Source organism: Ollibium composti, from assembly GCF_004801285.1.
Lineage (GTDB): Bacteria > Pseudomonadota > Alphaproteobacteria > Rhizobiales > Rhizobiaceae > Mesorhizobium > Mesorhizobium composti.
This window is the reverse complement of the sequence record NZ_SSNY01000001.1, coordinates 1-22,665: the sequence shown is the minus strand read 5'-3', so window position 1 is coordinate 22,665 and position 22,665 is coordinate 1. Positions and strand designations below refer to the sequence as shown.

The following is a 22,665-nucleotide window of genomic DNA, read 5'->3' as shown; positions in this document are numbered from 1 at the left end:
CAATCGATGGAAGTTCGCGTAGCCAACGTGCGCAAGGAGTTCGACCGGTTTCCGGCGCTGCACGACGTGTCGCTCGACATCAGGTCGGGCGAATTGATCGCGCTGCTGGGGCCGTCCGGCTCCGGCAAGACGACGCTTCTGCGCCTCATCGCCGGACTGGAACGCCCGACACGCGGAAAGATCTTCTTCGGCGAGGAGGACGCATCGCTGAAATCGATCCAGGAGCGCAACGTCGGTTTCGTCTTCCAGCACTACGCCCTGTTCCGCCACATGACGGTGGCCGACAACATCGGCTTCGGCCTCAAGGTGCGCCCCGGCGCCACCCGCCCGCCGGCGGAGGAAATCCGCCGCCGCGCCTCCGAACTGCTGGATTTCGTCCAGCTCTCCGGCCTGGAGAAGCGCTATCCGGCGCAACTGTCCGGCGGCCAGCGCCAGCGCGTGGCGCTCGCCCGCGCCATGGCGATCGAGCCGGCCGTGCTCTTGCTCGACGAGCCTTTCGGCGCGCTCGATGCGCAGGTGCGGCGCGAACTGCGCCGCTGGCTGCGCGACATTCACGACACCACCGGCCACACGACGATCTTCGTCACCCACGACCAGGAGGAGGCGCTGGAACTGGCCGACCGCGTTGTCGTCATGAGCCAGGGCCGCATCGAGCAGGTCGGCACGGCCGACGAGGTCTACGACACGCCCAACTCGCCCTTCGTCTACGGCTTCATCGGCGATTCCAGCTCCCTGCCGGCAAGGGTCGAGGACGGCCAGGTATGGCTTGCCGAAAGGCCGATCGGCCTGTCTGCGCCCGACGTGCCGGCCGGCGCCGCGACGCTTTTCTTCCGGCCGCACGACGTCGAACTGCTCGACGGCTGCGGCGGCTGCATCGCCGGCACCGTCGTCAACAGCCGCCGCGTCGCCGAGACGCGGCGCGTCGAGTTGGAGGTCGGCGGCGACCGGCAGCGGGTCGAGATCGAACTGCCCATCGACCATGCCGCGGCGAACAAGAGCCGCATCGCCTTCCGCCCGCGCAAATGGAAGCTGTTTCCGCGCGCGGACTGAGGAAGCCAAATGCCGCCGATCGCATCCCGCGATCGTTGGAATATCATTCCTCGTGGATGCCTAAATATGGGATGATATCCTAAGGCGTCTTCACCATGGAAACCGCGGTTTCTCGTTTTCGGATGGGCGTCGGCTATGGTTCCGGCAGATTTCTCGCATCCCACGGAGCCTTCATGAAACGCCTTCTTCTCGCCGGCGCAGCCGTCGCCTCCCTGCTGTTCGCCAGCACCTCGGCCTTCGCCGCCGACAAGCTCTTGAACGCCTCCTACGATGTCGGCCGCGAACTGTTCGTGGCCATCAACAAGGCGTTCGTCGAGGAACACCCCGGCGTCACCGTCGACCAGTCGCATGCCGGCACCTCCAAGCAGGCGCGCTCGATCGTTGAGGGGCTCGGCGCCGATGTCGTCACCTTCAACCAGGTTCCCGACATCGACTTCCTGGTGAAGAACGGCTACGTCGCCGCCGATTGGCAGAAGGCGCTGCCGAACAACGCCTCGCCCTTCTATTCGCTGCCGTCCTTCCTGGTGCGTGCCGGCAACCCGAAGAACATCAGGGACTGGGACGATCTCGTGCGCGACGACGTGCAGGTCATCTTCCCCAACCCCAAGACCTCGGGCAATGCGCGCTACACCTACCTGGCAGCCACGGCCTACGCCAAGGAGAAGTTCAACAACGACGAGGCCAAGGTGAAGGACTTCGTCGGCAAGATCTTCGCGCACGTCCCGGTGTTCGACACCGGCGGGCGCGGCGCCACCACCACCTTTGCCGAGCGCGGCATCGGCGACGTGCTGATCACCTTCGAGTCCGAGACGCAAGGCATTGCCCGTGAATACGGCACCGACAACTATCAGCCGGTGACGCCGTCGGTCAGCCTGCTGGCCGAGTTCCCCGTCGCCATCGTCGACAAGGTGGCGAAGGAGCATGGCAGCGAAGACCTCGCCAAGACCTATCTCGATTTCCTCTACACGCCGAAGGCGCAGGAGATCGAGGCCGAGTACAGCCTGCGCGTCCACGACGAGGCCGTGGCGGCCAAGTTCAAGGACAAGTTCCCGCAAGTCCGCCTCGTCACCGTCGAGGACGTCTTCGGCGGCTGGGAGAAGGTGCAGGCCGAGCACTTCGCCGAGGGTGGGCTGCTCGACCAGATCTACGGCAACCGCTGACCGACCGATCATGAACGACGAAAGGCCGGCGACACGCCGGCCTTTTGCGTTTGCGGCTTGTGGAAACCGCCCTCACTCCGTCGACACGGCGCGGTCAGGAACCGTCAACGTCTTTGGAATACTATACCAAGTCGCTGGAATTTGTTTAAACCACCCTGCGCCCGCCGCGATCTGCGCAAGAACGGCTGGTACACAGGACGGACCGGAACAAGGCGGATCATCGCGGGCATGCTCACCAAGAAAGGCAAATACGGGCTGAAGGCGCTGGTGCATCTGTCGCGGCTGCCGGACGGTCAGTTGGCCTTCGTCCACGACATCGCCGACACCAACCACATTCCGAAGAAATTCCTGGACGCCATCCTCGGCGAACTGCGCAACGCCGGCTTCGTGCAGAGCCGCAAGGGCAAGGAAGGCGGCTACCGTCTCGCCCGCCCGGCCGCCGACATCAAGATCGGCCACGTCATCCGCGTCCTCGACGGCCCGCTGGCGCCGATCTCCTGCGCCAGCCGAACCCGCTACGAGCGCTGCGAGGACTGCGACGAGGAGACCTGCGCGGTGCGCCACATGATGCTGGAGGTGCGCCAGGCCATCGCCGACGTGCTCGACAACCGCAGCCTCGCCGCCATGCGCGACACCGACAACGACGATTTTCCGATGGAACTGGCCACGCACCAGTAGCGGAACGTCGGTCTCACGAGCGAGCGGGCAGAGCCCGCCGCGCCGACCAGAAGACAAGCACCATGGCGGTTACGTTCAGAAGGTTCCAGGCGATGCCGTTCAGGAACGCTGCGCTGTAGGAGCCGGTCAGGTCGTAGATCCAGCCCGACATCCAGCCGCCGATCGCCATGCCGAGAATGGTCGCCATGATGACGATGCCGACGCGCTGTCCCGCCTCCGCCGCCGGCATGTATTCGCGCACGATTACCGCATAGCAAGGCACGATGCCGCCCTGCGACAGGCCGAAGATCAGCGACACCACGTAGAGCGAAGCAAGCCCGTCGAACGGGACGTAGAATAACAGCGCCAGCCCCTGCAGCACCGAACCGGCGAGCAGGGTCCTGATGCCGCCGATGCGGTCGGCAATGAACCCCGACGCCACCCGGCTGACGATGCCGGCCGCCATCATGATCGACAGCATGTCCGCGCCGCGCGCCACGCCGTAGCCGAGGTCCATGCAATAGGCGACGATGTGGACCTGCGGCATCGACATCGCCACGCAGCAGCCGAGACCGGCCACGACAAGCAGCGCCTGCAACCCCGCGGGCGACAACGCTATCGGCAGGACCGGCCTGCCGCCGTTCCCGCCGCCGGCTTCCGCATGCGGCGGCTTGGCGCGCAGCATCAGCGTCAGCGGCACCATCGTCACGAGACAGATGATGCCGATGACGACATAGGCGGTGCGCCAGCCTTCCGTTCCCGCGACACTGGGGATGACCGCCGGCCAGAGCGTGCCGGCAAGGTAGCTGCCGGTCGCGGCGGCGGAGACCGCCACGCCGCGGCGCCGGTCGAACCAGTGCGAAAGGTCGGCGATCAGCGGGCCGAAGGTGGAGGCGGTCCCCACCCCGATCAGGAGGCCGTGGACCAGCGAGAACTGCAGCACGGACGTCGTCAACGATGCCGCGATAAAGCCAAGGCCGAGCAGGATCGACGTCACGAGCGCCGGAATCCAATAGCCGATCCGGTCGATCGCACGCCCGATCACGACGTTGCCGACGGCAAAGCCCAGCATGGTCGCCGTATAGGGCAGCGACGCGTCCGCCCGGTCGACGCCGAATTCCGCCTGCACCGCCGGCAGCACGACGATGACAGCCCACATGCCGACGCCGCCGATGGTGCCCAGGGCCAGGGAGACGACGAGGCGCATCCAGGCCTGCGGTCCGTCGATCGGCGAGGCCGGCGCGGGCACTCCATTTGCAGAAAGCATGACAAGCTCCGTCGCGGCCGGAATCCGCGTCCCGGCGCACTATTTAGCCATCTGAAGCCGGACGGCAGCGCCAGCACCATGGAAGCGGTCGCTCCAGCGGCTGGAACCCCTTCCCGCTCCATCCATTGAAAACACGGAAAGGAGACGATGATGGCTACCGCCCACAAGGAAAAATGGTCTGCCGAGGTTACCGAGCACAGCGACGCCCTCGATCTCGAGGAACACGTCTTCGAGCAGCACGACCCGAAGGCAATCGCCGCCTCGCTGAAGCGCTCGGCCGAGCGCAGCGACCGCCGCAAGGCCGAACCGTTCCGCTCGGCCATGTCGATGCTGACCTTCTACATCAACCGCGCCGGCAAGAACCTGCCGGACAGGCAGAAGAAGGTGCTGGAGGACGCCAAGGATGAGCTGCGCGCCGCCTTTGGTCGCGAAAAAGAGGATTGAGGCTGTCTTAGCTCTCTCTCAGGGCCGCGACACCAACCCGTCCTTGGTGATGAACATATTGGTCAGCGTGCGGTCGGCATGGCTGAGGCGCCAGTCCAGCATCTTCTGTGCATAGGCAAGCACCGTCGCCGCCATCTCCGGCCGGTCGGCGAGGTTCTGTGTCTCGTGCGGATCGTTGACCATGTCGAACAGCAGCGGCGGCAGGGCCGCGAAGTGGACGTATTTGTAGCGCCGGTCGCGCACCGCCGCATAGCTGCACTGGTCGGAGGAGATGCCGAGTGTCGTCTCCGCTTTCTGCGTCGCCACGGTGCGGAAATCGTGCTCGAAGAACACCGCCTCGCGCCAGTCCGGCGGGGTCCCGCCCTCGATCAACGGCAGCAGCGAGCGGCCATCGCAGGCGCGCGGCACCGGGCGCCCCAGCCAGTCAAGGATCGTCGGCATGATGTCGACCGCCTCGGTGAAGGCGTCGACGCGCGATCCGCGCGCCGCGTCTGCCTGACGCCGTGGGTCGCGGATGACCAGCGGCAGGTGGAAGGCCTGATCGAAATAGATTTCCTTGCCCCAGGCGTGGTGCTCGCCCAGCATCTCGGCATGGTCGCTGGTGACCACGATCAGCGTGCGGTCGTATTCGCCGGTCGCCTTCAGGTTCTCGACGATACGGCCGAGATGGTGGTCGACCTCCGAAATCAGCCCGTAATAGGTTGCCCGCATCTGGCGGATTTCGAGATCGTCCGCCGAAATCGGATCGAACGGGCTGTGCTCGTCATAGCGGCCGGGCTCGCTCATCCGCTCCAGTTCGTAGGCCAACATCGGATGCTGGCGCTTTTCCGCCTCCAGCGAGGCCGCGCGCGCCGGCATAGCGACATCGGCGGGATCGACCATGGCGTTGTAGGGCTCCGGCGCGATCAGCGGCGGATGCGGCCTGAGAAAGACGAAATGCGCGAACCATGGGCTGTCGCGTCGTGCCGAAAGCCATTTCAGGAAAGCGTCGGTGAGAAAGGCCGCTTCGCTATGCTCGGCCGGATAGACGGTCGGGATATAGCGGAAGCCGCGATCCGCCGGTCTGTCGAAACCGGGCTTCGGCTTGAACACGTCGTGGCGTCCGCCGGACAGGTCGTAGCCCTTGGCGAGAAGGTCGGCGATCCATTCCTCCATCTCGTCGGGCAGGTGAAGAGCCGCCTCGAAGCCCGGCATGACGCTCTCGTAGGTCGTCAGCGCAGGGTCGTTGGCGTCGAGATCGCGCGGGTCGGCGCTGGTGTCGGTATAGCCGAACAGTGCCGGCCGATAGCCGGCCTTGCGCGCCTCCAGCGCAACGTTTGTGTGGCGGGCGTCGAGCGGCGTGCCGTTGCGCCCGGAGCGATGGTTCATCAGGTAGAGGCCGGTCAGCAGGCTGGTGCGCGAAGGCCCGCACGGCGTGCACTGGCCGAAATGATTGGTGAACAGCACGCCGTCGGCGGCCAGCGCGTCGAGGTTCGGCGTCTTCACGTTGGGATGACCGAGTGCGGAAATGCAATCGCCGCGCCACTGATCGGCGCAGATGAGCAACACGTTGGGCCGTTGCGCGGTCATTCGTTCGCCTCGTCGGTTGGCGGTGTCAGTCAGTGGATTCGCCCGGATAGGGGCCGATGATCTTGTCGGTGTTGGCGAGCAGGCGCCGCACCGCGTTGCGCGCCGCATCCGGGCGGCGCAGGCGGATATTGCGCTCGATCGCCTCGTGCAGCTTCTGCGCATGGTCGAGGTCGTCGCCCTCGCGCGTCACATAGCGGAAAAGATGGTCGAAGGCCGTCTCGATCAGCACGCCGAGCGGCACCAAAAGGTCGTTGCCGGCGGCGCGCAGGATGGCGAGATGGAAGCGCGTGTCGGCATGCGTGCGCTCCTCCAGCGAGGTCGCCGCCGCCATGGCGCGGCAGGCGCCGCTGATCTCCTCCATCTGCTCGTCGCTGCGCCTCAGCGCGGCAAAGGCCGTGGCCTCCGGCTCGATGATATAGCGGAATTCCTGCACGGTGCGCATGAAGGTGTCGCGCCCCGGCGAGGTCGCGTACCAGGCCAGAACGTCGCGGTCGAGCAGATTCCAGCGCTCGCGCGGCTCCACCCGACTGCCGACCTTCGGGCGGGAGGCGAGCAGGCTCTTGGCCATCAGCATCTTGATCGCCTCGCGCACCGCCGAGCGGCTGACGTCGAAGGTCTGCGACCACTGCGCCTCGTTGGGCAGGATGGAACCCGGCGGATAGTCGCCGCGCACGATGCGCGAGCCGATCTCGTCGGCCAGCGCGGCGTGCACGCTGCCGCTCCTGCGCGCGGCACCCGCAGCCGTCCGGCTTCCCGCCGGCCCCTTCCTGGGCTTGTCCTGGCTCATCCCTGCCTCTTCCTCATCGGCCGACACGCTATACGCGCACACGCCCGAAAGCGACAGGTCAAAGGCGATCGCCTCACGCCTGGAAATGGCCGATGAACTGCCGGAAGGCCGGAGAAGCCCCGGCACCGAACATCTCCTGCGGCGATCCCATCGAATCGACCAGCCCCTCGCGCATGAAGGCGACGCGGTTGGAGACGTTGCGGGCGAAACCCATCTCGTGCGTGACGACCAGCATCGTCGTGCCCTCCTCGGCCAGCGCGCGCATGACGCGCAGCACCTCGCCCACCAGTTCGGGATCGAGCGCCGAGGTCGGCTCGTCGAACAGCATCAGCTTGGGCTTCATGGCGAGCGCCCGCGCGATCGCCGCGCGCTGCTGCTGGCCGCCCGACAGATGCGCCGGATAGGCGTTCGCCTTGTCGCCGATGCCGACCTTCTTCAGCAGCGCATGCGCTTCCTCCACGCATTCGGCGCGCGGGCGTTTGAGCACATGCACCGGCCCCTCGATGACGTTCTGCAGGATGGTCATGTGCGACCACAGATTGAACGACTGGAACACCATGCCGAGTTCGGCGCGGATGTGGTCGACCTGCTTCTGGCTCGCCGGGCGGTTCCGGCCTCCCTTCTGCACCATGCGGATCTGCTCGCCGTCTACCCATACCTCGCCGCTGTCTGCGACCTCCAGCAGGTTGATGCAGCGCAGGAAGGTGGATTTGCCGGAACCTGAAGCGCCGAGCACCGAGATCACGTCGCCGTCGCGGGCCTCCAGCGAGATGCCGCGCAACACTTCATGGGCGCCGAAGCTCTTGCGGATGTCGCGGACCGAAAGGCGGGGGACTTCGGGCATGAACGCTCCGTTACGCTTTCGCCGCCGGCGGCGCGGCGCGCAGGTGGCGTGAGAGGAAATGTTCGAGCAGCGCCATGGCCTGCAGGACGATGAAATTCAGCACCAGGTAGATGATCGCCGCGCACAGGAACACCTCCATGGTGCGGTAAGTGTGCGAGATCAGCCGCTGCGCCACGCCGGTCACCTCCCAGACGGTGACGAGGCTGGCCAGCGAGGTCGATTTCATCATCAGCACCACCTCGGTCGAATAGGCCGGCAGTGCGAAGCGCAGCGCGATCGGCGCGATGATGCGGCGCACCAGCAAAAAGCCCGACATGCCGATGGCGCGCGCCGCCTCGATCTCGCGCGGCGGCACGGAGCGGATGCCGCCGCGAAAAATCTCGGCCGAATAGCCGGCCGTGCACAGCGCCAGCGACAGGACCGCGCAGACGAACGGCTCGCGCAGCAGCGGCCACAACGGCCCGTTGCGGATGAAGTCGAACTGCGCCAGCCCGTAGAAGACGAGGAACATCTGGATCAGCAGCGGCGAGCCGCGAAAGACGAAGATGTAGCCCTTGGCGAAACCGGCGAGGTAGCGGTTGCCGCCGACGCGCATCCACACGATGACCAGCGCCAGCACGCAGCCGATCGACACCGAAAGCGCGAACAGCGCCAGTGTCACCGGCAGCGCCTTGAGCAGCGTCACCATGGTCGAGGAAAGGAACTCGATATCCATGGCGCTCACACCTGTCCCATCGCTGACGGCATGGACCGGTTGGCCCGCCGCTCGGCCCGGTTGAACACCTGGTCGGACAAGCTGGTAAGGATCAAGTAAAGCGCGCCGCCGACGATGAAGAACAGGAAATACTGCCGCGTCGAGCCGGCGGCCACTTGGCTGGTGCGCATCAGTTCGGCCAGCCCCGTCACCGAGATCAGCGCCGAATCCTTCAGGCTCAGCTGCCAGACATTGCCGAAGCCGGGCAGCGCATAGCGCAGCACCTGCGGCATGATGATGCGCCGGAAACGCAGGCCACGGCTCATGCCGATGGCAGAGGCCGCCTCCAGTTCGCCCCTGGCGACGGCGAGGTAGGCGCCGCGAAAAACTTCCGCCTGGTAGGAGCCGGAAATGATGCCGACGGCCAGCGCGCCGGCGGCGAAGGACGGCAGACCGAGAAAGCCCTCGTAGCCCATCGCCTGGCCGATGGCGGTGACGGCCGAGGAACCGCCGAAATAGATGAGATAGATGATGAGCAGTTCCGGCACGCCGCGAAAGATGGTGGTGTAGACGCTGCCCAGGAAAACCAGCACGCGGTTGCCGGACAGCTTCGCCGCCGCAACGATGGCGCCGAGCACGGCGCCGATCAGCAGCGCCACCGCCGTCACCGCCAGCGTCACGCCGGCGGCGACGAGAAGCAGCGCGCCCCATCCCGTGGAGCCGAAGCCCAGCAGTTCCAGTGTCGAAATGGCAGCGCCCTCCCCTCTGCGGCCAGCCTTTGTGGCCGGCTTCTATACCCGGCCGTGCGGCTCACGCCCTCCGCATGAGCCGCACAAGCCGGTGGCAGACCTTACTTCGGCGAAACGTCGGTCTTGAACCACTTTTCCGACAGGGTCTTGACCGTGCCGTCTTCCAGCGCCGACTTGATCGCCGCGCTGAACATGTCGCGCAGGTCGGTGTCGGACTTGCGCACGCCGAGCCCCTCGCCCGCACCCCAGATCGGACCGACGATCTGCGGACCGGTGAAGGCAAGTTCGCCCTTGGCGGCGTCGAAGGCGCTCTGGAAATAGACGCTGTCGTCGAAGCCGAGGTCGATGCGGCCGTTCTGCAGGTCGATGTCGCGGTCGGCGCCGGTCTTGTATTCGCGCACCGTGGCGGTATCGCCGAAATTGTCATAGATGAACTTGGCGTAGACGGTCGCCGCCTGGATGCCGATGGTCTTGCCCTTGAAGGCTTCCTTCAGCGCGTCGACTTCCTTCACGCCGGTCTGGCCGACATCCATCCGCACTTCCGTGCCGGTGCCGGCGGCATTGGCCAGCGCGTTGTCCTTGGTGGTGGCGAAGGCGGCGGGCGTGGCGGCATAGGGGATGGTGAAGTCGATCACCTGCTTGCGCTCGTCGGTGATCGACAGCGCGTCCATGATGATGTCGAACTTGCCGGCGTTGAGCGCCGGGATCATGCCATCCCAGTCGGAAGCGACGAGCTTGCATTCGACCTTGGCGCGCTCGCACAGCACCTTGGCCAGTTCCGGCTCGAAGCCGCCCAGCGTGCCGTCCGGATTGGTCATGTTCCACGGCGCGTAGGCGCCTTCCAGCGTGATCGTCACGGTCTTCCACTCCTTGGCGGAGGCGGGACCGGCGAGGCCGGCGAGCGCAACGGCGCCGGCGACGATGAAGTTACGGAATTTCATGGAGTGTCTCCTCTGGGACCGGCCACAAGCCCGATGGCCGATTGGATACCCGGCGCCGGATATGGTTCCGGTCGTCGCGGCGGCCGTTGCCGCCGGGGTTTGGCAGGCACCTTATGAGAGGCGCTTTGTCCGGCGCAAGAGGCAGCGCGCGGCAACGAGCCTGTAGCCGTTCAGAATCCGCGCCGGGTGGACAGCGCCTCAGACGAAGAAATCCTCGATGCCGGCCGCCGTCTCCTGGAGCCGGGGCAGGAACAGGCGCTGCATCTCCGCCGCCGAATGGCGCGCCGACTGCGTCGAGGCATTGAGCGCGGCGACGATCCTGCCCGAGCGATCGCGCAGGGGGACGGCGAACGAGCGCAGGCCGACCTCCAGTTCCTCGTCCACCGCCGCATAGCCGTCGCGACGCACCCCGGCGACGATGTCGGCCAGCCTTTTGCGGTCGGTGACCGTCCTGTCCGTCCTCGGCAGGAGGCGGGCGCCGGCGAGGAAGCTGTCGAGTTCGCCCGCATCCATCGCCGAAAGCAGCACGCGACCCATGGCCGTGCAATGAGCCGGCAGCCGGGCGCCGACATGCAGGTCGAGGCTGACGATGCTCGGCCCCTGCACGCGGGCGACATAGACGATGTCCTCCCCGGCCAGCACCGCTGCCGAACACGATTCTCCCAGCGCCACCGCCGTCCGGCGCATGAACGGCTCGGCGAACGCCCACAGCGACGTGCCCTGCAGCCACGTCCGCGCCAGCGACAGCAGGCGCGGCGACAGGGTGAAGATGCGGCCGGTCTGCGTGGCGTAGCCGCTCGCCACCAGGGTCAGCAGGAAACGTCGTGCGCCGGCGCGCGTCAGCCCCGCCTTTTCGGCGGTTTCCGTCAGCGTCAGGCCGCCGGGATGGGCGGCGAGGATTTCCACGACGCCAAGCCCTCGTTGGAGCGAGCCCACATGATCCTTGGCAGCCGGCGTCTCGTGCATGGTCAGGTTCTCCGAACGGCACCGAACCCGTCCCGCCGAATTGACTCCGTGGGCGGCCTCATCCATTAATATCAGATATAATACATAAGTTCGCAATACGAACTTTTACGCGGAGGATCGGGAGTTGACCAGTTTCATGCCGCTGGAACGGGCGGTCGCCGAAAACCTGAAGGACGGCGATACAGTCGCCTTCGAGGGTTTCACCCATCTCATTCCGACAGCCGCCGCGCACGAAGCGATCCGCCAGGGCTTCAAGGACCTGACGCTGGTGCGCATGACGCCCGACCTGATCTACGACCAGATGATCGGCATGGGCATGGCGAAGAAGCTGGTCTTCTCCTATGCCGGCAATCCGGGCGTCGGCCTGCTGCGCCGGCTGCGCGACGCCGTCGAGAACGGCTATCCGCGCCCGCTGGAGATCGAGGAGCACAGCCACGCGGCCATGGCCAACGCCTACGAGGCGAGCGCCGCCGGCCTGCCCTGCGCGATCTTTCGCGGCTATCGCGGCGCCGGGCTCGCCGAGGTCAACCCCAACATCCGCTCGGTCGCCTGCCCCTTCACCGGCGAGACACTGGCGGCGGTGCCGGCGCTGCGGCCGGACGTCGCCTTCATCCATGCGCAGAAGGCGAACAGGCGCGGCGACGTGCTGGTCGAGGGCATCATCGGCATCCAGAAAGAGGTCGTGCTGGCGGCGAAGCGGGCCGTGGTGACAGTCGAGGAAGTGGTCGACGACTTCGCCGGCCTGCATCCCAACCTGACCGTCCTGCCGTCATGGACCGTCACCGCCATCGCCGTCGTGCCGGGCGGTTCGCATCCCTCCTACGCGCACGGCTACTACGACCGCGACAACGCCGCCTATCTGGAATGGGACCGCATCGCCGCCGACCGCGAGACCTTTCGCGCGTGGATGCAGGAAAACGTGCTGGAGAAAGGCGCCGACGCCTTCGCCGCCCGCGTCGCGCACTTGAGGAAAGCCGCATGAGCGCCTTCACCGCCAACGAGATGATGACGATTGCCGCCTCGCGCGCCCTGAAGGGCAGCGACGTCTGCTTCGTCGGCATCGGCGCGCCGTCGGCCGCCTGCAACGTCGCGCGCCTGACCCATGCGCCCGGCATCACACTGATCTACGAATCCGGCACCATCGGCACCGCGCCGGACGTGCTGCCGCTGTCCATCGGCGACGGCGAATTGTGCGAAACCGCCGTCACCACCGTCTCGGTGCCGGAAATGTTCCGCTACTGGCTGCAGGGCGGACGCATCACCATCGGCTTCCTGGGCGCCGCGCAGATCGACAGGTTCGGCAACATCAACACCACCGTCATCGGCGACTACGCCCGGCCGAAGACACGCCTTCCCGGCGGCGGCGGCGCGCCCGAAATCGCAACGTCGGCGCAGCAGATCTTCATCACCATGGCGCAGTCGAAGCGCGCCATGGTCGACCGGATCGACTTCTTCACCTCCTTCGGCCATGGCGAGGGCGGCGACCACCGCAAGCGCCTCGGCATCGACACGGCCGGCCCGACACTGCTCGTCACCGATCTTGCCGTGTGGAAACCCGACCCCGCGACGAAGGAATTCACCGTCGTCTCCTTGCATCCGGGCGTCACCCGTGAACAGGTGCAGGAGACATGCGGCTGGCCCGTCCGGTTCGCCGCCACGGTCGAGGAAACGCTGGCGCCGACGGCGCTGGAACTGCAAACGCTGCGCGACCTGAAGGCGCGCACAGAGGCGGCACACAAGGCCGGCGCCAGTGCCGGCAAGCGAGGCTCGAAGGATGGCTGAGGCTTTCATCTGCGACTATATCCGCACCCCCATCGGCCGCTTCGGCGGGGCGCTCTCGCCGGTCCGTACGGATGACCTCGCGGCCGTGCCGCTGCGGGCGCTGATGGAGCGCAATGCGGCGGTCGACTGGACCGCCGTCGACGACCTGGTCTACGGCTGCGCCAACCAGGCGGGCGAGGATAACCGCAATGTCGGCCGCATGGCGCTGCTGCTCGCCGGCCTGCCGCAGGAGGTTCCGGCGAGCACCGTCAACCGCTTGTGCGGTTCGGGCATGGATGCCGTGACCATCGCCGCCCGCGCCATCAAGGCCGGCGAGGCGGACCTCGTGATCGCCGGCGGCGTCGAATCGATGAGCCGCGCCCCCTTCGTCATGCCCAAGGCCGATGCCGCCTTTTCCCGCAAGGCCGAGATCCACGACACCACCATCGGCTGGCGCTTCGTCAACCCGCTGATGAAGCAGCAATACGGCATCGATTCCATGCCCGAGACGGCCGAGAACGTGGCCGAGGAATTTTCCGTCGGCCGCGCCGATCAGGACGCCTTCGCCGTGCGCAGCCAGGAGAAGGCCGTAGCCGCGCAAGCCAACGGCCGACTGGCGGAGGAGATCGTCGCCGTCACCATTCCGCAGCGCAAGGGCGAGCCCGTCGTCGTCGCGCAGGACGAGCACCCGCGCGCCGGCACCACCGTCGAGGCGCTGGCCAGGCTGCCGACGCCGTTTAAAAAGGAAGGCGGCACCGTCACCGCCGGCAATGCGTCGGGCGTCAACGACGGCGCCGCCGCGCTGATCGTCGCCTCCGAAGCCGCCGTCCGCAAATACGGGCTGACGCCGCTCGCCCGCGTCCTCGGCGGCGCGGTCGCCGGCGTAGCGCCGCGCATCATGGGTTACGGCCCGGTGCCGGCAACGAAAAAACTCTGCGCCCGGCTGGGATTGCAGGCCGCCGACTTCGACGTCATCGAACTGAACGAAGCCTTCGCCGCGCAGGGCATTGCCGTGCTGCGCGATCTCGGCATTCCGGAAGACGCCGAATACGTGAACCCGAACGGCGGCGCCATCGCGCTCGGCCATCCCCTCGGCATGTCGGGAGCCCGCATCGCCGGCACCGCGGCGCTGGAACTGCACAACCGGAGCGGCAAGTTGGCCCTCGCCACCATGTGCATCGGCGTCGGCCAGGGCATCTCGCTGGCTCTCGGCAAGGTCTGAGCGGCCGCCGGCTGGCCGCGCAGACCGGCCCCGACGTAGGCGTAAGCGAAGCGAGCGGCCGGCTTCGCGACCGGGTTGCGCCGACCTTGCCGAACCGCCATTGTTGCCGTTTCCCGCCCGCCGCAAAAACCGACCGAGGAGAAACTTATGCCGATCATCAACCGGATCGCGGATTTCCATGACGACGTCACCGGATGGCGGCGCGATATCCACGCCCACCCCGAACTCCAGTTCGAGGTGCATCGCACGGCGGCGCTGGTGGCTGAGAAGCTGAAGGAATTCGGCGTCGACGAGATCGTCACCGGCATCGGCCGCACCGGCGTGGTCGGCGTCATCAAAGGCCGCAAGAGCCAAAGCGGCAGGACTATCGGCCTGCGCGCCGACATGGACGCGCTGCCTATCCAGGAGGTCGTCGAGCGTCCCTACAGGTCGAAGACGGCGGGCGTCATGCACGCCTGTGGCCATGACGGCCACACCGCCATGCTGCTGGGTGCTGCGCGCTACCTCGCCGAGACGCGCAATTTCGACGGCACGGCGGTCGTCATCTTCCAGCCGGCGGAGGAAGGCGGCGGCGGCGGGCGCGAAATGGTCAACGACGGCATGATGGAGCGCTTCGCGATCGACGAGGTCTACGGCATGCACAACGCGCCGGGCATTCCCTTCGGCCAGTTCTCGATCCGGCCCGGCCCGATGATGGCCGCCGCCGACATGTTCATCATCGACATCGAGGGCAAGGGCGGCCACGCCGCCAGGCCACAGCGCGTCATCGACACGACTCTGGTTGGCGCCCACATCATGACGGCGCTGCAATCGGTGGTGTCGCGCAATGTCGATCCCGTCGAGGCGGCGGTGATCTCGGTCACCACCTTCAAGGCCGGCGACGCCTTCAACGTCATCCCGCAGACGGCGCGGCTGACCGGCACGGCGCGCACGCTGTCCTCCGAGGTGCAGGATATTCTGGAAGTCCGCATGCGCGAGGTGATCGAGCACACAGCCGCCGCCTTCGGCGCGAAAGCGACGCTGGACTACCAGCGCCACTATCCGGTGCTGTCGAACAATGCCGAGAAGACCGAGTTCGCCGGCAAGGTGGCGCGGCTGGTTTCGGACAGGGTCGACATGAACACGCCGCAGGTGATGGGCGGCGAGGATTTCTCCTTCATGCTCGACGCGCGGCCGGGCGCCTTCATCTATATCGGCCAGGGCGACACACAGTACCTCCACCACCCCGAATACGATTTCAACGACGAGATCATCCCGATCGGTGCGTCCTACTGGGCGAAGCTGGTGGAGACCGCTCTGCCGGCGAACTGAGGCGGCGGTCAGGGCGCGGATCGCGCGGTTCCCGCGTGGTCCGTTCCGTCGTAGAGGTGGCACAAAACCTTCGCATCGCCGACCGCATAGGACGGCGGCACGACGGTCCGGCATTGCGGCATGACGTGCGGGCAGCGCGGGTGGAAGTGGCAGCCCGACGGCGGATTGATCGGATTCGGGATTTCGCCGGCGATCGACGGGCGCTCTACGCCCTCCATGCCGATATCGGGTACGGCGTCGAGCAGCATCTTCGTATAAGGATGCTTCGGCGCCGCGAAGAGCTCGCGTGCGGGGGCCTCCTCGACCAGCCGGCCGAGGTAGAGCACGCCGACGCGGGTCGCCATATGGCGCACCACGGCGAGGTTGTGGCTGATGAACAGGTAGGTCAGGCCCAGCCGCTGCTGCAGGTCGCGCAAAAGGTTGAGCACCTGCGCCTGCACCGAGACGTCGAGCGCCGAGGTCGGCTCGTCGCAGACGATGAATTCTGGCTCGGAGGCGAGCGCGCGGGCGATCGCGATGCGCTGGCGCTGGCCGCCTGAGAATTCATGCGGGAACTTGGCCGAGTCGCGCGGGTCGAGGCCGACCAGCGACAGGAGTTCGCCCACCCGCGCCTCGCGGGCGGCTGCATCGGCCGCCAGGCCGAACGCCTTGATCGGCTCGGCCAGGATCGAGCCGACGCGCCAGCGCGGGTTCAGGCTGGCATAGGGATCCTGGAAGATCATCTGGATGCGGCGGTGCAACTGGCGCTGGCGCGCGAGGCCGCGCTCGGCCCAGATGTCGGCGCCGGCGATATGCACGCTGCCGCTGGTCGGCGGGAGCAAGCCCACCACCATCTTGGCGATGGTCGACTTGCCCGAGCCGGATTCGCCGACAAGCGCATAGGTTCCGCCGCGCTCGATCGACAGGCTGACGCCGTCCACCGCCGTCAGCATCACCTTGCCGCTGCCGTCGAGGACACGGTTGAGCCAGCGCTTGGACAGGTCGAAGACGCGGCCCAGCCCCTCGATCTCAACAAGCGGCGCGGTATCCGGCGGGGAGATGGCCGGCCGCGCGGTCCGGGTTTCGGCCGCGCTCATGCGTCCGCCCCTGTCGGCGCACCGGCGCGAACCTCGATGCCGGCGGCGCGTGCCGCCGCGGCCGTTTCGGGCGGCGGTGCCGCACCCGCCGCGTCGAGCAGAAAGCAGGAAGCCTCGCTGCGGGACGTCGGGTATGCCGCAGGTCGTTCGGCCCGGCAGCGTTCGAAACGGAAGCCGCAGCGCGGATTGAAGGCGCAGCCCTCGGGTATCGCGCCGAGGCGCGGCATCGATCCCGGTATCTGCTCCAGCCGGGCGTCCGGGTCGCCTTTCAGCGACGGAATCGCCGTCATCAGGCCATGCGTGTAAGGGTGCTGCGGGTGCTTGACGACATCGCGTACCTTGCCGATCTCCGCCAGGCGGCCGGCATAGAGGACACAGACGCGGTCGGCCGTTTCGGCGATGACGCCCATGTCATGGGTGATCAGCATGACGGAGGCACCCCTGTCCTTGCACAGCCGCTTGAGCAGCGAAATGACCTGCGCCTGCACCGAGACGTCGAGCGCCGTGGTCGGCTCGTCGGCGACGACCAGTTCAGGATCGGCCGCCAGCGCCAGCGCAATGACGACGCGCTGGCGCATGCCTCCGGAAAACTGATGAGGGTACGAGGAAAGCCGCGCCCCGGCGGCCGGGATGCCGACCTCCACCAGCAGGCGCTCGGCCTTGTCGAGCGCCGCCCTCGCCGTCATTTTTTCATGCGTAAGGATGGTCTGGGTAAGCTGGTCGCCGACACGGTAGAGCGGGTTGAGGCTGGTCAGCGGGTCCTGGAAGATCATGCCGATGCGCTTGCCCCGGACGCGCCGCATGGCCGGTGGCGCCAGGTTGTCGATACGCTCGCCGCCGAGCAGGATCTCGCCGCCGGCGATGCGGCCCGGCGGATCGAGCAGGCCGATGATCGCCGAACCGGTGATCGATTTGCCGGCGCCGGATTCACCGACGACGCCCAGCACTTCGCCCGGCGCGATGTCGAAGGAAAGATCGTCGATCGCCGTCAACACGCCGTGGCGCGTCGGTATCTCGACCCGGAGGTTCCTGACGGAGAGCGTAGCAGTCATCTGAGCTTCGGATTCAGCGCGTCGCGCAGCCAGTCGCCCAGAAGGTTGACCGCCAGCGCCAGAATGGCGAGCGTGATGCCGGGAAAGATCGTAACCCACCATTCGCCCGAGAACAGATAGTCGTTGCCGATGCGGATCAGCGTGCCGAGCGAAGGCTGGGTCGGCGGCACGCCGACGCCGAGGAAGGACAGCGTCGCCTCCGTGATGATGGCGAGCGCCAGGTTGATGGTGGCGATCACCAGCACCGGGCCGACCACGTTGGGCAACACATGGCGAAACATGATGGCGGACGAGCGCAGCCCGATCAGCCGCGCGGCCAGCACGTATTCCTTATTCGCCTCGACCAGCACCGAGCCACGCACCGTGCGCGCATACTGCACCCAGAAGGAGAGCCCGATCGACAGGACCAGGACGAAAAAGACGATTTCCTCATAGGCCTGCGGGCCGGCCAGCGCGCGCGCCACGCCGTCGATCAAGAGCGCCGTCAGGATCGCGGGAAAGGTCAGTTGCACGTCGGCGACGCGCATGATGATGGTGTCGGTGATACCGCCGACATAGCCGGCGATCAGCCCCAGCGTTACGCCGAGCGCCATGGCGAGAACAACGCTGGCGAAGCCGACGGCGAGCGAGATGCGCATGCCGTAGAGGATGGTGGAGAGCACGTCGCGGCCCTGGTCGTCGGTGCCGAGCAGGAAGCCGGCCTGGCCGTCGGCCGTCCATTGCGGCGGCAGGAGGCTGTTCATGATGTCGAGCGAGGCCGGGTCGAACGGATCGTGCGGCGCGATCCACGGCGCGAACAGTGCCGCCAGGATCAGCACCAGCGTCACGGCCGCCGAGATCACCGTAATGGGCGAGCGGCGGAACGAATAAAAAAGATCGCTGCGCAGAATGCGGCTGAGCACGCCCGGCTGTTCTTCCTTGACCCTGATCGCGTCGGTCACGCCCCGGCACCTCCGATGCGAATGCGCGGGTCGACGGCGACGTACAGCAGGTCGACGATGAAGTTGATGATCGTGAACAGGAACGCGATCAAGAGCAGGTAGGCGGCCATGATGGGGATATCGACGTTCTGCACCGCCTGCAGGAACAGAAGCCCCATGCCCGGCCACTGGAAGACCGTCTCGGTGATGATCGAGAAAGCGATGATCGAACCGATCTGCAGCCCGGTGATGGTGATGACCGGGACCAGCGTATTCTTCAGTGCATGGCCGAAATTGATCGCCCGGCTCGACAGGCCGCGGGCGCGCGCGAACTTTATGTAGTCGGTGCGCAGCACTTCGAGCATCTCGCCGCGCACCAGTCGCATGATCAGCGTCATCTGGAAGAGGCCCAGCGTGATTGCCGGCAAAATGAGAGAGCTTAGCCCCGAGCGAGTGAGCAGCCCTGTCGTCCAGAAGCCGCCGATGGTGACAACCTCGCCGCGCCCGAACGACGGCAGCCAGCCGAGATTGACCGAGAAGATGAAGATCAGGAGGATGCCGATCAGGAAGGTCGGCAGCGAAATGCCGGTGAGGCTCAGCGCCAGGAACAGGCGCGACAGCAGCGTCTGGGGATAGAGGCCGGTATAGACACCCATCGGCAGGCCGACCAGCAGCGCGAAGACCGCCGAGACCAGCGACAGTTCCAGCGTCGCCGGCAGGCGCGAGGCGATGAGGTCGGCAACGGGTTGCTTGATCTGATAGGAGATGCCGAAATCGAAGCGGGCGGCCTTGCCGACGAAGCGCCCGAACTGGGCATAGACCGGGTCGTTGAGGCCGAGGTCCTGACGCAGTTGCGCCCGCTGCTCGGGCGTGGTGTCGACGCCGACGAGTTGATTCACCGGATCGCCGACGAACCGGAACAGCAGGAACGAGATCAGCGCCACTACCAGCATGACGCCGACCGCCTGAATCAGGCGCCGGATGGCAAAAGCGAGCATCAAGAAACCCCGCTGACTGTGCCGCCCGGATCGGCCTTCGACCCGGGCGGGTGGCTTCCCATGGGGCTTAGTTCAGCTTCGCCCAGTAGAACAGCACCTGGTCGTCGGAGCGCTGGACGATGTCCAGGTTCTTGCGCTTGCCCCAGGCCAGCGACTGCTGGTGCAGCGGGATGTGCGAGGTGTCGTCCAGCAGGATCTTGTAGGCGTCGTGGATCATCTGGTTGCGCTTGTCCACATCCGTCTCGACCACGATCTGCTTGGCCAGTTCGTCGACTTTCGGATTGCAGTAGCCGCCCAGATTGAACGGGCCGCCCTTGCCGGTCGCGTCGCGGCAGGTCGCCAGGCTGACGAAGACGTTCCACGAATCGAAGGAACTGGGCGTCCAGCCGAGAAGCGAGAAGTCGTTGTCATAGCCGCCGGGCGCCAGAACCTTGGCAAAGTATTTCGCCTTCGGCTGGGCGTTGAGGTTCACCTTGACGCCGATCTTGGCGAGCATCGAAACCACGGCCTGACAGATCTGCTCGTCATTGACGTAGCGGTCGTTCGGGCAATCCATGCCGACTGTGAAGCCGTCGGGATAGCCGGCGTCGGTCAGCAGCTTCTTGGCCGCTTCCGGATCGTAGGGCCAGCGCTTGAGGTCCGGCGCGGAATAGAGCTGCGGCGCGATCAGCAGCGGGATCGGCGTCGCAAGGCCGCGCATGACGCGCTTGTCGATCGCTTCGATGTCGATCGCCTGGTAGAACGCCTTGCGCACGTTCGGATCCTTGAACGGGTTCTTGCCCTTGACGTTCGAGGTCGGAAGTTCGTCGCGGATCTGGTTCATGTTCAGGAAGATCGCGCGCAGTTCCGGCCCGGTCAGCGCCGCCGTGTTCGGGTCCTTGTTGACGCGATCGATATCCTGCACCGGGACCGGCTCGATCAGATCGACATCGCCGGAAAGCAGGGCCGCGACGCGGGTCGAATCGGAGGCGATCGGCGTGAAGACGACACTGTCGAGATTGGTGTCGATCAGCTTCTCGCCCCAGTAGCCGTCGCGACGCTTGAACACGGTCTTGACGCCGGGCTCATGGCTTTCGATCGTGAAGGGGCCGGTGCCGTTGGCCTTGTAGGCGGCGGGTCCGGGGTTGGTGTCCTTGGCCGATACCGGCTTGGTCGCGCCTTCCTTCTCGGCCCATTCCTTGTCCATGATGTACCAGGTGTCCCACTCGGCGAAGAGAATGGGATTGGGCGTCTTGAGGGTGACGTCGACCGTATAGTCGTCGACCTTCTTCCACTCCGAATCGGCAGGGATGCGCGTCTTCAGGTCTGAGCCGTCGGCGCGCACCCGTTCCGCCGAGAACAGCACGTCGTCGGCGTTGAAGGCGTCGCCGTTGGAGAACGTCACGTTTTTGCGCAGATGGAAGCGCCAGTGCAGCGGGTCGATCGTCTCCCAGCTTTCGGCAAGGCCGGGGATGATCTTCAGATCCTTGTCGCGCTTGGTCAGGCCCTCATAGACGTTGCCGAGCATGCCCAACGTGAAGGTCTCGTTCAGCGAATAGGGATCGAGCGCGTTGAGCGTGCCCTGGAAGGCGAAACGCAGCGTCTTGCCTTCGGCATGGGCGCCGAGCGTCGCGGCGGCCAGCGCGCCGGCGACCATGCCTGCGCGGATCGCTCCGCCCACGGCTCTGCCAAACAGGGATTGTCGGTACATGCTCCACCTCCTCATCATGATCTTGTTTTGGCTTTTTGTTGCATGGAAAGACACGTCGGGAAACCCCGGCAGGGCCGAACACCCAAGCCTGCGCTCCCCACAAGGGTCTGCACAATGCTATTGATCGTATCGTATGTCGATACAGTCGTTTTCTCGAAAGCGTGGATCGTTCAATCAACGGCAACCCGTTCGACGATTACGCCGTCGCGTTTTTCGGCGTGTTCGGCCCTGCGCTCGTCGGCTTGGGTGGCGAGCCGGCTCTCGGCCGGATGCCCGGACGGATCGACGGCTCCTGCTTCCATTTCAGGAGAAACTGCAATAGCTGTGACGAAACTGGAATTTCAGGAGCGGTGATGGCGCCGGCGCCGGACAGGTCTTTTCTCAGTCGCATCAGGGCTGCCCTTCCGTCGCTGCATCCCGCCGAGCGGCGGCTTGGCGAGTTCCTTTGCGATTTTCCAGGCGAACTCGCCAGCTACGATGCCCAGGAACTCGCCCGCCTCGCAAATGTATCCAAGGCGACTGTCTCGAGATTCGTGCGGCGGCTCGACTATACCAACTACGAGGAGGCACGCCGCCATGCCCGCCAGGAACAGCGTTCGGGCTCGCGCCTGTTCCTCAGCCATCCCGAAATGACCAGTGCGGAAGCTTCGCTGCTCGCGGCGGTGGAGCAAAGCAAATCCAACCTCGACCAGACCTTCAGTATGATCGTGCAGGCCGAGATCGACGCCCTTGCGCAGGCGATGCTGGCGGCGCGCAAGGTCTGGGTGGTGGGCTTTCGCGCCAGTCACCCTTTCGCCAATTATTTTCGCTGGCAACTGACGCAGGTGATCGAGGACGTCGTAGCCATACCCGGCGGCGGCGAAACGCTTGGCGAACATTTCGCCAGCATCGTCCCAAGCGATTGTGTCGTCGTGTTCGGCCTCCGTCGCCGGGTCGCGGCCACCGACGCGCTTCTCGACTGCGTCGCCTCGGCAAAGGCGACCCTTGCCTATGTCACCGACGAAGGCCTGGAGCCGGACCGCCGCGCGCGCTGGCATTTCCGGTGCCAGACAGCGTCGACGGGGCCGCTGTTCAATCATGTGTCCGTGATGGCGCTCTGTCACGTGCTGGTGATGCGCACGATCGAGCTGGCCGTCACCAAGGGGCGCGCAAGGCTGAGCCGCATCGAAGCCGCCAACGAGATCATCGGCGAGCTTTAGGTCACAGCAGTCCACGGCGACCAAGGAACTGGCCGTTTTTCGCGCCCGGTCGACTGCCGTGCATCTTTGCTGCGTATGAAATCTCAATTTCATTGATAAGCAGCAAGAAATCTGCTTCTCTTAGCAACCGATAGCGAGCGACCGGCGGCCCTAGGGGTCCGATCACGCTGAACGAGGGCATGCTGTTGATTTCCGCTGAGAGCTGACCCGGGATTTTCGCCGAGAAGTGACCCGCCTTCATGTATGGTTTGGGTCTTAGGTTTTGGTCAAGGGGCGGCTTTCTCCTTCTTGCTCGTTGCGGCCTGTGC

The 22,665-nt window shown here is 66.0% G+C and carries 23 protein-coding genes; 9 read left to right on the top strand and 14 right to left on the bottom strand.

Annotated elements, in window-relative coordinates; all coding sequences use genetic code 11:
* Window positions 1-6 precede the first annotated feature (6 nt).
* The 3 genes from E6C48_RS00115 to E6C48_RS00105 all read left to right on the top strand — a co-directional run bounded on the left by E6C48_RS00115 (window position 7) and on the right by E6C48_RS00105 (window position 2,888).
* Entirely contained in the window at window positions 7-1,050 is a 1,044-nt protein-coding gene (locus E6C48_RS00115; protein ID WP_136352743.1) for a sulfate/molybdate ABC transporter ATP-binding protein, read from the top strand.
* Window positions 1,051-1,223: 173 nt separating this feature from the next.
* Window positions 1,224-2,210 (top strand): thiosulfate ABC transporter substrate-binding protein CysP, encoded by a 987-nt coding sequence (gene cysP / locus E6C48_RS00110; RefSeq protein WP_136352741.1) that lies wholly within the window; start codon window positions 1,224-1,226, stop codon window positions 2,208-2,210.
* A gap of 228 nt (window positions 2,211-2,438) precedes the next feature.
* Entirely contained in the window at window positions 2,439-2,888 is a 450-nt protein-coding gene (locus tag E6C48_RS00105) for an RrF2 family transcriptional regulator (RefSeq protein WP_136352739.1), read from the top strand.
* Window positions 2,889-2,901: 13 nt separating this feature from the next.
* On the opposite strand, the gene E6C48_RS00100 is transcribed toward E6C48_RS00105, so the two are convergent.
* Complete coding sequence (locus E6C48_RS00100) at window positions 2,902-4,134, bottom strand: MFS transporter (RefSeq protein WP_136352737.1); 1,233 nt, start codon at window positions 4,132-4,134, stop codon at window positions 2,902-2,904.
* A gap of 147 nt (window positions 4,135-4,281) precedes the next feature.
* Here E6C48_RS00100 and E6C48_RS00095 point away from each other — a divergent pair, with 147 nt between their 5' ends.
* On the top strand, window positions 4,282-4,578 hold the full coding sequence (locus E6C48_RS00095; protein ID WP_136352735.1) for a DUF3175 domain-containing protein: 297 nt from the start codon (window positions 4,282-4,284) through the stop codon (window positions 4,576-4,578).
* A gap of 18 nt (window positions 4,579-4,596) precedes the next feature.
* Here E6C48_RS00095 and E6C48_RS00090 read toward each other — a convergent pair whose 3' ends face one another.
* The 7 genes from E6C48_RS00090 to E6C48_RS00060 all read right to left on the bottom strand — a co-directional run bounded on the left by E6C48_RS00090 (window position 4,597) and on the right by E6C48_RS00060 (window position 11,128).
* On the bottom strand, window positions 4,597-6,147 hold the full coding sequence (locus E6C48_RS00090) for an alkaline phosphatase family protein (RefSeq protein ID WP_136352733.1): 1,551 nt from the start codon (window positions 6,145-6,147) through the stop codon (window positions 4,597-4,599).
* A 25-nt stretch (window positions 6,148-6,172) separates the two neighbouring features.
* The gene (locus E6C48_RS00085; RefSeq protein ID WP_136352731.1) at window positions 6,173-6,934 is read right to left on the bottom strand and encodes a FadR/GntR family transcriptional regulator; all 762 of its coding nucleotides are present in this window, start codon (window positions 6,932-6,934) and stop codon (window positions 6,173-6,175) included.
* Window positions 6,935-7,007: 73 nt separating this feature from the next.
* Window positions 7,008-7,778, bottom strand: a complete 771-nt coding sequence (locus E6C48_RS00080) for an ABC transporter ATP-binding protein (RefSeq protein ID WP_136352729.1) — start codon at window positions 7,776-7,778, stop codon at window positions 7,008-7,010.
* Between the two features lie 10 nt (window positions 7,779-7,788).
* Window positions 7,789-8,493: an ABC transporter permease gene (locus tag E6C48_RS00075; protein WP_136352727.1), complete on the bottom strand. Its 705-nt coding sequence runs from the start codon at window positions 8,491-8,493 to the stop codon at window positions 7,789-7,791.
* Window positions 8,494-8,498: 5 nt separating this feature from the next.
* The gene (locus E6C48_RS00070) at window positions 8,499-9,221 is read right to left on the bottom strand and encodes an ABC transporter permease (protein ID WP_136352725.1); all 723 of its coding nucleotides are present in this window, start codon (window positions 9,219-9,221) and stop codon (window positions 8,499-8,501) included.
* A gap of 101 nt (window positions 9,222-9,322) precedes the next feature.
* Window positions 9,323-10,162 carry a transporter substrate-binding domain-containing protein gene (locus E6C48_RS00065; RefSeq protein ID WP_136352723.1) on the bottom strand — a complete coding sequence of 280 codons (840 nt, stop codon included), beginning with the start codon at window positions 10,160-10,162 and terminating at the stop codon, window positions 9,323-9,325.
* A 198-nt stretch (window positions 10,163-10,360) separates the two neighbouring features.
* On the bottom strand, window positions 10,361-11,128 hold the full coding sequence (locus E6C48_RS00060; protein WP_136352721.1) for an IclR family transcriptional regulator domain-containing protein: 768 nt from the start codon (window positions 11,126-11,128) through the stop codon (window positions 10,361-10,363).
* A gap of 124 nt (window positions 11,129-11,252) precedes the next feature.
* Between E6C48_RS00060 and E6C48_RS00055 the strand changes: the two genes are divergently transcribed.
* The 4 genes from E6C48_RS00055 to E6C48_RS00040 all read left to right on the top strand — a co-directional run bounded on the left by E6C48_RS00055 (window position 11,253) and on the right by E6C48_RS00040 (window position 15,422).
* Window positions 11,253-12,110: a CoA transferase subunit A gene (locus tag E6C48_RS00055; protein WP_136352719.1), complete on the top strand. Its 858-nt coding sequence runs from the start codon at window positions 11,253-11,255 to the stop codon at window positions 12,108-12,110.
* Window positions 12,107-12,910 (top strand): CoA-transferase subunit beta, encoded by an 804-nt coding sequence (locus tag E6C48_RS00050; protein ID WP_136352717.1) that lies wholly within the window; start codon window positions 12,107-12,109, stop codon window positions 12,908-12,910. Before E6C48_RS00055 ends, E6C48_RS00050 begins: the two co-directional genes overlap by 4 nt.
* A complete protein-coding gene (gene pcaF, locus E6C48_RS00045) occupies window positions 12,903-14,111 on the top strand; it encodes a 3-oxoadipyl-CoA thiolase (protein ID WP_136352715.1) in 1,209 nt (402 codons plus the stop codon). The genes E6C48_RS00050 and pcaF overlap by 8 nt, the downstream gene beginning before the upstream one ends.
* A 147-nt stretch (window positions 14,112-14,258) precedes the next feature.
* On the top strand, window positions 14,259-15,422 hold the full coding sequence (locus E6C48_RS00040; protein WP_136352713.1) for a M20 aminoacylase family protein: 1,164 nt from the start codon (window positions 14,259-14,261) through the stop codon (window positions 15,420-15,422).
* Between the two features lie 8 nt (window positions 15,423-15,430).
* Here the strand turns inward: E6C48_RS00040 and E6C48_RS00035 are convergent, their stop codons facing one another.
* The 5 genes from E6C48_RS00035 to E6C48_RS00015 all read right to left on the bottom strand — a co-directional run bounded on the left by E6C48_RS00035 (window position 15,431) and on the right by E6C48_RS00015 (window position 21,158).
* The gene (locus E6C48_RS00035; RefSeq protein WP_136352711.1) at window positions 15,431-16,498 is read right to left on the bottom strand and encodes an ABC transporter ATP-binding protein; all 1,068 of its coding nucleotides are present in this window, start codon (window positions 16,496-16,498) and stop codon (window positions 15,431-15,433) included.
* Window positions 16,495-17,550 carry an ABC transporter ATP-binding protein gene (locus E6C48_RS00030; RefSeq protein WP_136352709.1) on the bottom strand — a complete coding sequence of 352 codons (1,056 nt, stop codon included), beginning with the start codon at window positions 17,548-17,550 and terminating at the stop codon, window positions 16,495-16,497. Before E6C48_RS00030 ends, E6C48_RS00035 begins: the two co-directional genes overlap by 4 nt.
* The gene (locus E6C48_RS00025) at window positions 17,547-18,491 is read right to left on the bottom strand and encodes an ABC transporter permease (protein ID WP_136352707.1); all 945 of its coding nucleotides are present in this window, start codon (window positions 18,489-18,491) and stop codon (window positions 17,547-17,549) included. The genes E6C48_RS00030 and E6C48_RS00025 overlap by 4 nt, the downstream gene beginning before the upstream one ends.
* The gene (locus tag E6C48_RS00020; protein WP_136352705.1) at window positions 18,488-19,468 is read right to left on the bottom strand and encodes an ABC transporter permease; all 981 of its coding nucleotides are present in this window, start codon (window positions 19,466-19,468) and stop codon (window positions 18,488-18,490) included. Before E6C48_RS00020 ends, E6C48_RS00025 begins: the two co-directional genes overlap by 4 nt.
* Window positions 19,469-19,535: 67 nt before the next feature.
* On the bottom strand, window positions 19,536-21,158 hold the full coding sequence (locus tag E6C48_RS00015) for an ABC transporter substrate-binding protein (protein ID WP_136352703.1): 1,623 nt from the start codon (window positions 21,156-21,158) through the stop codon (window positions 19,536-19,538).
* Window positions 21,159-21,511: 353 nt separating this feature from the next.
* Between E6C48_RS00015 and E6C48_RS00010 the strand changes: the two genes are divergently transcribed.
* Entirely contained in the window at window positions 21,512-22,357 is an 846-nt protein-coding gene (locus E6C48_RS00010; protein WP_136353941.1) for a MurR/RpiR family transcriptional regulator, read from the top strand.
* Between the two features lies 1 nt (window position 22,358).
* Here the strand turns inward: E6C48_RS00010 and E6C48_RS00005 are convergent.
* A partial coding sequence (locus E6C48_RS00005) for a hypothetical protein (RefSeq protein ID WP_206086417.1) occupies window positions 22,359-22,665 on the bottom strand: 307 nt, incomplete at its 5' end.

Coding starts and splice junctions, on each gene's coding strand:
- E6C48_RS00115 (WP_136352743.1), top strand. CDS start 7: ATGGAAGTTCGCGTAGCCAACGTGCGCAAGGAGTTCGACCGGTTTCCG.
- cysP (WP_136352741.1), top strand. CDS start 1,224: ATGAAACGCCTTCTTCTCGCCGGCGCAGCCGTCGCCTCCCTGCTGTTC.
- E6C48_RS00105 (WP_136352739.1), top strand. CDS start 2,439: ATGCTCACCAAGAAAGGCAAATACGGGCTGAAGGCGCTGGTGCATCTG.
- E6C48_RS00100 (WP_136352737.1), bottom strand. CDS start 4,134: ATGCTTTCTGCAAATGGAGTGCCCGCGCCGGCCTCGCCGATCGACGGA.
- E6C48_RS00095 (WP_136352735.1), top strand. CDS start 4,282: ATGATGGCTACCGCCCACAAGGAAAAATGGTCTGCCGAGGTTACCGAG.
- E6C48_RS00090 (WP_136352733.1), bottom strand. CDS start 6,147: ATGACCGCGCAACGGCCCAACGTGTTGCTCATCTGCGCCGATCAGTGG.
- E6C48_RS00085 (WP_136352731.1), bottom strand. CDS start 6,934: ATGAGCCAGGACAAGCCCAGGAAGGGGCCGGCGGGAAGCCGGACGGCT.
- E6C48_RS00080 (WP_136352729.1), bottom strand. CDS start 7,778: ATGCCCGAAGTCCCCCGCCTTTCGGTCCGCGACATCCGCAAGAGCTTC.
- E6C48_RS00075 (WP_136352727.1), bottom strand. CDS start 8,493: ATGGATATCGAGTTCCTTTCCTCGACCATGGTGACGCTGCTCAAGGCG.
- E6C48_RS00065 (WP_136352723.1), bottom strand. CDS start 10,162: ATGAAATTCCGTAACTTCATCGTCGCCGGCGCCGTTGCGCTCGCCGGC.
- E6C48_RS00060 (WP_136352721.1), bottom strand. CDS start 11,128: ATGCACGAGACGCCGGCTGCCAAGGATCATGTGGGCTCGCTCCAACGA.
- E6C48_RS00050 (WP_136352717.1), top strand. CDS start 12,107: ATGAGCGCCTTCACCGCCAACGAGATGATGACGATTGCCGCCTCGCGC.
- pcaF (WP_136352715.1), top strand. CDS start 12,903: ATGGCTGAGGCTTTCATCTGCGACTATATCCGCACCCCCATCGGCCGC.
- E6C48_RS00040 (WP_136352713.1), top strand. CDS start 14,259: ATGCCGATCATCAACCGGATCGCGGATTTCCATGACGACGTCACCGGA.
- E6C48_RS00035 (WP_136352711.1), bottom strand. CDS start 16,498: ATGAGCGCGGCCGAAACCCGGACCGCGCGGCCGGCCATCTCCCCGCCG.
- E6C48_RS00030 (WP_136352709.1), bottom strand. CDS start 17,550: ATGACTGCTACGCTCTCCGTCAGGAACCTCCGGGTCGAGATACCGACG.
- E6C48_RS00020 (WP_136352705.1), bottom strand. CDS start 19,468: ATGCTCGCTTTTGCCATCCGGCGCCTGATTCAGGCGGTCGGCGTCATG.
- E6C48_RS00015 (WP_136352703.1), bottom strand. CDS start 21,158: ATGTACCGACAATCCCTGTTTGGCAGAGCCGTGGGCGGAGCGATCCGC.
- E6C48_RS00010 (WP_136353941.1), top strand. CDS start 21,512: ATGGCGCCGGCGCCGGACAGGTCTTTTCTCAGTCGCATCAGGGCTGCC.